We start from the raw sequence: 10288 nt of genomic DNA, 5'->3' as shown, positions 1-10288 counted from the left end.
GGGCAAGGGAGAATTCTTCGATCAGGTCGAAATCTACGGCCGGCTGCGGTTGGACCACCGTCAGCCTTCCGTCCGAGACCCGGAACGGCGAGTTGAGGAACGAGGGGCGGATTTTGAGGAATCCGTTGCTCTCGATCGGCAGTGTCACCCCGGAGTTGACGCAGGTGACGACCTCCGGGAAGCATCCGATATCGGATGCGACACCATTGCCGACCACCACATCGAGCCCCAGGCCGCGTGCGTGGGCGATGTCCTCGCTGAGGTCCCGGCCGCTGCCCGATTTCATCAGTTTGAGCTTGACCAGACCGGCACCGGCTTCCTTGGCCCGGGCCAGGTCCCCCCGCGTCACGATCGACTCGTCCAGCATGATGGGCACCTCACTGATGCCGCACAACCGTGAGGTGAGTTCCCAGGAATCGGGCGGGAACGGCTGCTCGAAGAGTTCCAGCCGGTCCGGGTCCAGCGCGCCGATCAGGCGTGCCGCGTCCCCGTAGCCGTACTGCTGGTTCGCGTCCAGGCGCAGGGTCGCCGCCCGGTCCGCGATTCCCGCGATGGCGGTGACCCGACGGATGTCGGCCTCGACGTCGAGGCCGACTTTGACCTTGAGGGTGGTGTATCCGTGGGCGAGGTGGGCCAGCACCTCATCGGCCAGCTTCGCCGGACTGTGTTCGTTCACCGTGGCCACGAGTCGCAGGGACTCGGCCGCCAGGGCCGCCGGGGCGGGCCAGAGCTGCTGCTCAAGTGCTGTCGCCAGCGCGGCGCGTGCGAAGGGGGTGCCGGAGCACATCCGTTCCAGTACGCGCAGGCCGTCGAGGGGCGAGCCGCGGCTGATCACCGGGGCCACCGTACGGACGGTGTCCCAGACCTGCTCCGTGTTCTCCCGGCTGTACCCCGTGGGGGCACATGCTTCTCCCGCCGTCCAGCGGTCGCCGGCCCGCAGCAGGCAGATGACGGTGTCGAGCTGGTGGAGGTCGCCCAACGCCGTTCGGTACGGCGCGGTGAGGGGAATTCTGACGCGGTGGGCGCGAATCTCCTCGATGGCCGACAACCGCAACGGATCGCCTGTTCCGTCGTCCACGATCACCATGGCTCATCCCGCCTTGAGGACGATCTTGCCGAACACTTTGTCCTCATCGAGCAGCGAGTACGCGGTCTCGGCCTGAGCCAGCTCCAGCGTGCGATCGATGTCCGGACTCAGCAGCCCCTTTTCCAGCAGCGGGAGCACCTCGCGGGTGAACGCCGCGGCGAGTTCCGCCTTGGCGTGCGCGGGCCGTCCGCGGAGCGCCATGCCACGGACGGTGAGCTGACGGGTGATCATCAGGGGAATCGGCACCTGGGCGGCGACACCCGCGATGGCCCCCAGCAGGACGACCGTCCCGCCGGGCCGGACGGCATGGAGCGCGGTGCCCAGATGGTCTCCCCCGAGGAGATCGATCGCCACATCGAATTCACCGCCCGCCGCCGCCCGGATCCGTGCGGCACGGGACTCGACGGATTCATCGCCGGATACGGTGATTCCCGCGTCGAGGCCGATGGATTTCAGTTTCTCCAGTTTGGCGACGGACCGCGTCGAACCGGCCACACTCGCGCCCAGCGCCCCGGCCAGCCGCACGATGGCGGTGCCGACCCCGCTCCCGGCCGCATTGACGTACACCCGGTGCCCGGGGCGGACCCCGCCCTGGCGGACCAGTGCCTCGAAGGCAGTGAAGCAGGCTTCCGGGACAGCCGCGGCCGTCAGCAATTCCATACCGTCCGGCACCGGAACACAGTGGTCCTCGCGGATCAGCACGAATTCCGCCTGCGCACCGCCACCGGTGATACCCATGACCCGATCGCCACGCCGGACCGCGGTCACACCTGGCCCCGTTCTTTCCACAACTCCGGAGAACTCAAGTCCGGGGATATCGGAGGGCACACCCGCGGGTGCGGGGTAATGCCCGTCCCGCTGCAACAGGTCGGCGCGATTGCAGCCGGCCCCCGCGACCCGGACCAGCACCTGATCCGCGTACGGCTCCGTGATCTCCCGCTCGCCGAGCGAAACAAGGCCGTTTCCCGGCAGAACAACGACCCTCATATACTCTCCCCAGTGGTACTGGACCGGCCTGGAGCCGAACATTACGCGCGCGACGGAACCACCACTACGGCCAGTTTTCTCTCAGGTGATAGCCACCGGTTATCGCGGTCGCGGTCCCTCAGTGGCGGATCGTCACTCGGCCGTCCACGACTGGTGCGACGCCCTCGGGCCGCCCATACGGGGGCCGAAGCCGCAAGCCCCAGCGCTCGCGCGGCTACTCCGCGTGCAGGAGAGCCGCGATGGCCGCCCGCACCTTGCCGGCGTCGGGCGGCTCCCCGATGATCATGTCGGAGTAGATGAACGATTCGATGATGCGGACGATCAGGTACGCCAGGTCGTGCAGACTCATCACATGGGTCAGCTTCCCCCGGTCGCGCTCCTCCTTCAGCAACCGCTCGAAGCAGCCCACGACATGGCGTTGGACGGGGCTCGCCTTCGACGTGAGCAACCACAGCGCGCGCTCCGCCTCGCGTCGCAGAAAGCTCTGGAAGAACGGCGTCTCGATCAGGGTCTGGGCGTAGTTCTCGGCGATCGACGCGATGCGCGCACCCCCGTGGCCCTCGGCGGCCTCCACCGCCGCGTCGACCGTCGGATCGGTCAGCGAGATCAGGATGTCCGCGACGAGGCGGTCCCGGTTGCCCACCCAGCGGAACAGTGTGGTCCGGTCGATGCCCAGGTCCGCCGACAACTGCTGCATGTCCAGCCGTTTGCCGGCGACGAACCTCCTCCGCGCCAGCCTGAACGCCTCGCCCGCGTTCGGGCGCCGGGCCGGCTTCGCCCCGGCCGGCTGGATCGACGGAGTGGACGCGTCAGTCATGGCCCACATCCTAGGCGCGGACCGCACCCCACCACCTGTCTTCGGGCCCCGCCCGAACCCGGGCGGCCGGAGGCGTTCGAGCGGCGGCCCAACGGACCCGTTGACCAGTCGTCCGGCCGGTGGGGCGACGACCGCACAGGGACCCGCGAACGCCTGTAGGCTCCTGGACCGGCAGTACCGCAGTGGCGCACTCGCGGCCCCGTACTGCCCGTACCGAGTCCTCCGCGGCCTGGCCCCCGGGCCCGCGCCCGTCAACGGTCAACGCAGGAGCCCCGTGTCCGCTACACCTTCCGCGCCGGGTCCCGGCGACAGTCCCACCCGGACACCGGCGGGCGACGACCCCGCGCCGCGGCCGGAAGACCCGCGTCGGGGAGTCCCAGCCGTGCCACCGGAGTCCCCGCCGGGGCCGGAGACAGCCACCCGGCCGGAGACGGCCACTCCATCGGGAACCGGGCAGGCGGACGGCACCCCCTCCCTCCGGGGCCTGCTGGCAGAACACTACATTCCCGGTACGGAGAATCTTGAGCCGCGCAAGCGACGCCGGGTCGTTTTATCCATCGCCGTCATCGGCACGATATTCCTTTCCTTCAGCGCGATCGTGGCGACAGCGATCGGGATCTACGCCGAGAAACAGACAGCGAAACCCCGCATGCGCGCCGAACAGGCAGCCGAGGAGGAACTCGAAAACGAGCAGGAACCCCTCACCGGAACCATCGACTACGACACGTCCCTCCCTGCGGATTTCATCATCGCGCTGGACCGGACCCTGACGCGGCAGGAGCAGAAGAAGATCGAGCAGGTGTCCATCCACGATCACGAATGGTTCTGGAACTACCTGCGCCCGCGCGGCGGACGGCTGATCCGCTTTCCGAGCGTCCTGTTTCCCAGCCCTCCGCGGTACAACCCTCGGGTGGGGTCATCGACGTCGTTCAGGATGAACCTGTTCACCGAGCGGCAGTCCCAGCTCTCGATCGTGGATATGAGAGCAGTGAACGTCGAATGCCGGGAACCAACCGCGAAAACCATCGTGGTATTCCCCCCGCAGGGCGAGGGGACCTATCCGGGTGTGATTTTCGACCTGGCGCAGAAGAATGCCGAACCCGCTCTCACGGAAGGAGCGGACACGGGAAAACCCTACTTCAGCGGAAGAAAGATAGACCTGGGTCCCGGCCTTTCCCCGGGCGGCCTCAAAGTCGAGGCGAAGACACCCGGGCTCTCGTGCACATGGGAGATAGCGGCACGATACCGCGACTCGACCGGTGAGCCGGGCCGGACGATCCTCAAGGACGGCGACAAGCCGTTGTTCGCCGAGGACGTGCCCAAGAGCCCGCGCCAGTACTGGACCGCCGACTATCGCGGGCACCTGGTCCCCTGCCACGAGAGACACAGCCCCCTCTGCCTCGATGACTTCATGCGGCGATCGCCCTGACACCGGCCCGTCGAAGTGCCGGGCAGCCGCTGTGCTCTCCCCGGCACCGCACCGGGCGCCCCACCTGAACACACATGAACAGGGGGTGCCGTCCGGGAGGGGCCGGCGGCGCTCAGGCCCGGCGGCGGTAGTCGCCGATGACCTGCACCAACCGGTCGATGTCGGCCGATGTGTTGTAGTAGTGGAACGCGACGCGCAGCAGCCGCCCACGGGGCGCGGTGACGACCCGGTGGCCGCTCAGGAACGAGGCCAGCTTGTCCGGTTCGCCGTCGAACACCGCGACCTGCGGGCCGGGCAGGGCGTCCGGCGCGGGGGTGCTCAGCCGCTCACCGGCTGCCAGCAGCCGCTCCCGTGCTTCGGTGACCAGTTGCCCGACGTGCTCCCACCGCCGCGCCGCCGGCACCTGGGCGAGCACCTCCATGCCCGCGCGCGCCGCGTAGACCGCGGGGATGGCCGGTGTGCCGGACTCGAACCGCCGTGCCTCCTCGGGGACATCGAGCGCCTCCGGGTCGAAGGCGAACGGATCGACGCGGCCGAACCAGCCCGTCATCCGGGGCGGGCGCCGGTCGGTGACCCCTGACCGGGCGAACAGGGCCGCGATCCCCGGCAGGCCGAGCAGGTACTTGAGGGTGCCGGTGATGAGGTAGTCGCAGTCGAGTCGCCGTACGTCGACCGGGAGGACGCCCACGCACTGGTAGGCGTCGACCAGCACACGGGCCCCGACCGCGCGGGCGTGGCGGGCGATCTCGTTCACCGGCTGGACCGCTCCGTCGGTGTAGAGCGCGAGCGGCACGGACACCAGGCGGGTCCGGCCGTCGATCCGCGCCCGGTACGCCTCCACCACGCCCATCGTCCGCATCGCCTCGTCGGTGACCCATCGCACCTCGGCGTCCGTCGCGGCCCCCAGTACCTGTCCGACGCTGGGAAACTCAGCGGCCATGGAGACCACGGTGTCGTCCGGGCCGAGGTCCTGGGCGCTGATCGCCTGGAAGGCGGCGTGTGTCGCCGACGGCACCAGCGCGATCTCTCCCGGGGTCGCGCCGAGGAATCCGGCGAACTGCTCGCGCAGTCCCTCCACCCCGGCCATCCACTTGGCCCAGGGCGCGCCGTCCGCGCGCAGGGAGTAGGCCAGCTCCGCCATCGCGGACGTCACCCGGTCCGCGACGGCGCCCTGGCTGCAGGATGCCAGGTGTGTCGTGTCGGCCAGGCTCGGGAACTGCGCTCGAAACGTGTCCGGGTTCATCGGTCACCTCTCCGGGTTCTGGCGGCTGCCGGCCGCTGGGCCGGGGCCTTTGCGGCGCGTTCCGCCGCGCCATACGTCGATGACATGGGCGGGGTCGGCGAGTACCGAGATGTCGGCGAGCGGGTCGGCGTCCAGGGTGATCACATCGGCGTCGTACCCGGCTGCCAGCTGTCCGCTCCGGGGGGCCTGCGGGCCCAGCGTGCGTGGCCCGTTGGCGGTGGCGGCCTCGATCGCCGCCGCGGGGGACATTCCCGCTGCGACCAGCAGCTCCGGTTCGTTGCCGTGTGCACCCCACCGCAGCGTTGTCTCCACCGCGGCGCCCAGCGCGATATCGGTCCCGGCCGCGATCGGCACCCCGCGTTCTACGGCGAGCGCGAGGGCCTCCGCGTGCCGTGCGGCGATCGCCTGCCCCTTGCGCCGCGCGAACTCCGGCAGCCAGGGTTCCCCGAACGAGGCGAACACATTGCGGGTGGGCACCAGCACCGCGCCGGTCTCCACCATCGCGTCACAGCACTCGTCATCCAGGTAGGTGCCGTGCTCGATGGTGTGCACGCCCGCTTCCAGCGCCGCGATGATGCCGGGCTTCCCGTGGCAGTGCGCGGCCACCGCCCGGTCCGCCATCCCGGCGACCTCCACGATCGCCGCCAGCTCCGCCCTGGTCATCTGCTGGTGGATGGGATGGTCCACTTCGGAGAAGACTCCGCCCGAAGCGCACACTTTGATCACCTTCGCGTTGCGGCGCAGCTGCTCCCGTGCCGCCTTGGCACAGTCGGCCGGTCCGTCGCACTGGCGCCTCTCGCCGACCGACTCGGCCAGGTCGTGTCCCCAGGCCGCCGGTACGTCATGGAGGTCGGCGTGCCCGCCGGTGGCGCCGAGCAGCGCGCCGGCCGCGTAGATCGCCGGTCCCTCGACGATCCCCTCGTCGACGACCTTCGCCAGCTCGGTTCCCAGTCCCCCGAGTTCCCGTACGGAGGTGACCCCGGCGTCCAGCGCCGCGCGCAGATCGGGCACCGCCCTGGCACCCCGTACGGCGGGGTCGGTGAAGGCGAAGTCGGAGGTGCTCGCGCCGGTCAGGCCGGTCACATGGACATGGCAGTCCCACAGTCCCGGCATCACCGCGCGCGCCCGGGTGACCTCGGCACCGGGTGTGGCGGGGGCTCCGGCGGCAGGACCCGCGTAGCCGATCGTCGCTCCGTCGAACACCACCACACCGTCCGGCACCGGGTCTCCGCGGCCCGGTATCAGCAGGTCCGCCTCAATCCGCCGCATGGTGTTCCTCCGTGGCGCGGGAGCCCGCGGACGCGGCGGCCAGGTCGCCGACGGCCCTGGCGCGTACCCGGACCATCCGCTCCTCCAGGTAGGGCACCGGCATCTCCTCGATCTCGACGATGCGTACGGTGCCGGGCAGTGCCCCGGCGGCGACCGCCCGCTCGATGGCCGCGGCGCGGGCGCGGGACAGAATGCTCTCCCGGCTCCCGTCCGCCGGCTCGATCCGGTCGACCTCTCCGCCGACCTGCGCGATCGCCGCGCCGACCGCGTTGGCGACCTCGAAGTGCTCGGGGCGTACGACGCGCGATGCGCCCGCCAGTTCGGCGCCGACGAGGACGCTGCCGCCGCCGACCACGATCACCGGCTCCGGATGGCGGGTCAGCTTCATCCGGTCGAGCGCGTCCTCGATCATCGACCGCATGGCGTCCAGTCCCCGTTGTGCCATCGAGGTGTCCACGCCGGACACCAGGTCCGCGTTCCCCACGTCCGCCCGGCCGCCGGCGACCGCGAGATCGGTCGCGGTGAGCGTGTCGCCCCCGAACACCAGGGCGCGCTCGGTGATGGCGTAGCCGACGCTGTCGGGCCCGAGCACCGGCTCGTCGCCGCGTACGACGCTGCCGCCGCCGAGGCCGACCGAGATGAGGTCGGGCATCCGGAAGTTGGTCCGGACGTCGGCGAACGTGGCGGTGAGGGCCGACTCGCGGGGGAACCCGTGCACGAGCGCACCCACATCGGAGGTCGTGCCGCCGACGTCGAGGACCAGTGCGTCGGACAGCCCCGAGAGGAAGGCCGCGCCGCGCATGCTGTTGGTGGGCCCGGAGGCGAAGGTCAGCACCGGATAGCGTTCGGCCTGGTCGGCCGCCATCAGCGTGCCGTCGTTCTGTGTCAGATACAGCGGCGCGTCGATGCCCAGTTCGGCGAGGCTGCGCCGGAAGGACGACACGGTGGCCGCCGCCAGCGGGCGCAGCGAGGCGTTGATCGCGGTGGCGTTCTCGCGCTCCAGCAGTCCCAGTCGCCCGATCTCGTGCGACAGGGTGACGGTGAGCCCCGGTGCCTCCTCGGCGATGATCTGTGCGGCGCGCTGCTCCACGGCGGGCGCGATCGGGGAGAAGACCGCGACGACGGCCAGCGACTCCACGCCCGCGCCGACGAGTTCCCGTACGATTCCCGTGATCTCCGCCGGGTCGAGCGCGGACAGTTCACGGCCGTCGTATTCGTTGCCGCCATGCGCGAGCCGCCACTGTCCGCCGATCGAGGCGCGCAGGTCCTCGGGCCAGTCGTCGAACGGGTCGACCGACTGGGTCGCCGGCAGGCCGAGCCGCAGGATCGCGGTCGGCGCGAGCCGCCGGCGCTCGATCACCGCGTTGGTGAAGTGCGTCGTGCCGATCATCACCGCCGTCAGGGCGGCCCGGTCGACGCCGGCCGAGGCCAGCAGTGATTCGATCGCCGTCACGATGCCGGACATCGTGTCGGCGGTGGTGGCGGTCTTGGTCTTCGCGAGGAGGGTGCTGCCGTCCATCAGGACGGCGTCGGTGTTCGTACCGCCCACGTCGATGCCGATTCTCACCGGGTCGCCTCCATCGGTTCGAAGGTCAGGTCGTAGCCGAACGCCCCTGGGCCGACCACCTCCAGGGCTCGTGGTGTGCGCAGCAGGTCGGAGCAGGGGACTCCGAGGACCGCCACACGCAGGCCGTAGCGCAGTTGCTCCACCGTGACCGGGTCGCCGTCCTCGTGGTTGACCATGCAGATCAGGTCGGGGACGGTCGCGACGACGTCGTCGTCGCGCCAGGCGACCAGGAACTCGTTCTGGAACGAGATCCTCATCCGGCCGCCGGCGTCCGCGTCGGTGCCGTCGAGGACGAGCTGTCCGCGGGTGAATCCGTCGGTGCTGCGGCGTTCGACGTCGACGACCTTCCCCCGGAACAGCATCCGGCCGCCGGTCACGTCGAGGATCCCGTCGAGCACCTGTTCCGTACGGTCCGCGCGGGCGCGGCGGACGCGGGCGCCGAGGTCGCGTGCCCACGACAGCGTGCCGCCGATGGCGGTGCGCTTGGCGTCGGCGCCGGACATCCACGCCACCGCGCAGCCGGCGAAGCCGCCCATCTGCACGGCGCCGGCGCGTGCCAGACGCTCCAGCCAGTGGCTGTCGACGCCCTGGGAGTAGATGACCTGGTTGCCCTTCTCGTCCGCGAGGGCGCACGGGAACGGCGAGACCCCGTAGATGAGGTAGGTGATCATCGGCATCACCGGGAAGGCGCGGCCCATGCCGTCCGCGTCGACCAGCGGGATCCCGAGATGTGCCGCGACGATCATCGGCTCGATCGAGTTCCCCCCGCCGATCTCGGCGGGCAGGATCGCGTCGATCCGGCGCCCGGTGTGGCCCTGGAGCGCGCGCACCGCGTCGGTCGTCTCGGTGCCGCGGGGCAGTTTCTCGACCGAGACCGTCGGTGCGCCCATGCCGCCCGCCACACACAGGTTCCAGTCGTCCTGGACGTCCTCCAGTGCGACGACCTCGATCTTCTTGCCCGCGCGCAGCAGTTTGCGCGCCATCAGCCTGCCGACGTACGGGTTGCCCCCGCCACCGGTGCCGAGGATGCCGGCCCCGATCACGAGGGAGTCCAGTGCTTCCTCGTCCATGCGCCAGCCGCTCATCGGGCCTCCGTACGCCAGGCGGGCACCGCGTACGCCGGTCCGCTGTGACGCACACCGAGCATCAGCTGCGACACGACCGCGGACACCGCGGCGGCCGTCGGGTCGATGACCGGTATGTCGTGGTGGGAGAGTGCCGTGCGGAAGGCGTCGGTCACCCCGCCCATGCCGGTGCAGCCGAGGATCAGCGCATGCGCGCCGTCGTCGGCGATGGCACGTTTGGCCTGCTCCACCAGCCTGGCCACCAGCAGTTCGTGGTTGCGCAGTTCCGCCACCGGCATCTCGACGCCGCGCACCGACGCCAGCCGGTCCAGGCCCACATAGGTGTGTGCGAGTTCCCTGACCACCGGGGCGCCGCTGGCCGCCGGCAGGATGACCGAGAACCGGTCTCCCAGTGTGACCGCCATCGTCATCGCGGCCTGCGCCGGTGCGGAGACCGGAACGTGTGTCAGCTCGCGCGCGGCGCCCAGCCCGGGATCCATGAAACAGCCCAGGACGATGCCGTCCACGCCGTCCGCGGTGGCGGTCTCGACGGCGTCGAGGAGCGCCGGCAGGGCGTGGGCCTCGTCGGCCCGCGTCTCGATCGCCGACGGTCCGTCCGCCAGCCAGCCGGTCTCGGGCCGTACGAACGACGGCAGCGCCGGAACGACGTCGTTGCCGAGCGACCCCTCGACGACGGGGTAGATGATTCGGATGCGCATCAGCTCTCCTCTTCCGTTCTCCGCTTCGGAACCTCGGTGCTCCGTTCCGGCTCTTGCGTTCTCCGCTCCGGAACCTCGGTGCTCCGCTCCGGCTCCTCGGCTCTCC

9 protein-coding genes are annotated in these 10288 nt (G+C 70.5%); 1 reads left to right on the top strand and 8 read right to left on the bottom strand.

Features of this window, described 5'->3' with window-relative positions:
- The 3 genes from ACWF94_RS22345 to ACWF94_RS22335 form a co-directional block, all read right to left on the bottom strand.
- Nucleotides 1–1087: mandelate racemase/muconate lactonizing enzyme family protein (locus ACWF94_RS22345; protein ID WP_453491094.1), on the bottom strand; the 1087-nt coding region annotated here is incomplete at its 3' end.
- Nucleotides 1088–1090: 3 nt separating this feature from the next.
- Complete coding sequence (locus ACWF94_RS22340) at nucleotides 1091–2074, bottom strand: zinc-binding dehydrogenase (RefSeq protein ID WP_453491091.1); 984 nt, start codon at nucleotides 2072–2074, stop codon at nucleotides 1091–1093.
- Between the two features lie 214 nt (nucleotides 2075–2288).
- Complete coding sequence (locus tag ACWF94_RS22335; protein WP_453491088.1) at nucleotides 2289–2891, bottom strand: QsdR family transcriptional regulator; 603 nt, start codon at nucleotides 2889–2891, stop codon at nucleotides 2289–2291.
- A 382-nt stretch (nucleotides 2892–3273) separates the two neighbouring features.
- Here ACWF94_RS22335 and ACWF94_RS22330 point away from each other — a divergent pair, with 382 nt between their 5' ends.
- Nucleotides 3274–4320 carry a hypothetical protein gene (locus ACWF94_RS22330; RefSeq protein WP_453491085.1) on the top strand — a complete coding sequence of 349 codons (1047 nt, stop codon included), beginning with the start codon at nucleotides 3274–3276 and terminating at the stop codon, nucleotides 4318–4320.
- A gap of 112 nt (nucleotides 4321–4432) precedes the next feature.
- On the opposite strand, the gene ACWF94_RS22325 is transcribed toward ACWF94_RS22330, so the two are convergent.
- Genes ACWF94_RS22325 through ACWF94_RS22305 form a run of 5 tightly spaced genes read right to left on the bottom strand, consistent with a single transcriptional unit; the run spans nucleotide 4433 to nucleotide 10182 of the window.
- Nucleotides 4433–5563, bottom strand: a complete 1131-nt coding sequence (locus ACWF94_RS22325) for an aminotransferase class V-fold PLP-dependent enzyme (protein ID WP_453491082.1) — start codon at nucleotides 5561–5563, stop codon at nucleotides 4433–4435.
- A 3-nt stretch (nucleotides 5564–5566) separates the two neighbouring features.
- A complete protein-coding gene (locus ACWF94_RS22320; protein ID WP_453491079.1) occupies nucleotides 5567–6832 on the bottom strand; it encodes a metal-dependent hydrolase family protein in 1266 nt (421 codons plus the stop codon).
- A complete protein-coding gene (locus tag ACWF94_RS22315) occupies nucleotides 6819–8399 on the bottom strand; it encodes a hydantoinase/oxoprolinase N-terminal domain-containing protein (RefSeq protein ID WP_453491076.1) in 1581 nt (526 codons plus the stop codon). Before ACWF94_RS22315 ends, ACWF94_RS22320 begins: the two co-directional genes overlap by 14 nt.
- Complete coding sequence (locus ACWF94_RS22310) at nucleotides 8396–9484, bottom strand: DUF917 domain-containing protein (protein WP_453491073.1); 1089 nt, start codon at nucleotides 9482–9484, stop codon at nucleotides 8396–8398. The genes ACWF94_RS22315 and ACWF94_RS22310 overlap by 4 nt, the downstream gene beginning before the upstream one ends.
- On the bottom strand, nucleotides 9481–10182 hold the full coding sequence (locus ACWF94_RS22305) for an aspartate/glutamate racemase family protein (RefSeq protein WP_453491070.1): 702 nt from the start codon (nucleotides 10180–10182) through the stop codon (nucleotides 9481–9483). Before ACWF94_RS22305 ends, ACWF94_RS22310 begins: the two co-directional genes overlap by 4 nt.
- Between the last annotated feature and the right edge of the window lie 106 nt (nucleotides 10183–10288).

Source organism: Streptomyces sp. NPDC055078, assembly GCF_053607985.1.
Note: the sequence above shows the minus strand (reverse complement) of the source record. Positions and strands in the feature narration are given on the sequence as shown.

What these genes read in the sequence shown, in the direction of transcription:
- ACWF94_RS22340 (WP_453491091.1), bottom strand. Translation starts at nt 2,074, where the DNA reads ATGAGGGTCGTTGTTCTGCCGGGAAACGGCCTTGTTTCGCTCGGCGAG.
- ACWF94_RS22335 (WP_453491088.1), bottom strand. Translation starts at nt 2,891, where the DNA reads ATGACTGACGCGTCCACTCCGTCGATCCAGCCGGCCGGGGCGAAGCCG.
- ACWF94_RS22325 (WP_453491082.1), bottom strand. Translation starts at nt 5,563, where the DNA reads ATGAACCCGGACACGTTTCGAGCGCAGTTCCCGAGCCTGGCCGACACG.
- ACWF94_RS22320 (WP_453491079.1), bottom strand. Translation starts at nt 6,832, where the DNA reads ATGCGGCGGATTGAGGCGGACCTGCTGATACCGGGCCGCGGAGACCCG.
- ACWF94_RS22310 (WP_453491073.1), bottom strand. Translation starts at nt 9,484, where the DNA reads ATGAGCGGCTGGCGCATGGACGAGGAAGCACTGGACTCCCTCGTGATC.
- ACWF94_RS22305 (WP_453491070.1), bottom strand. Translation starts at nt 10,182, where the DNA reads ATGCGCATCCGAATCATCTACCCCGTCGTCGAGGGGTCGCTCGGCAAC.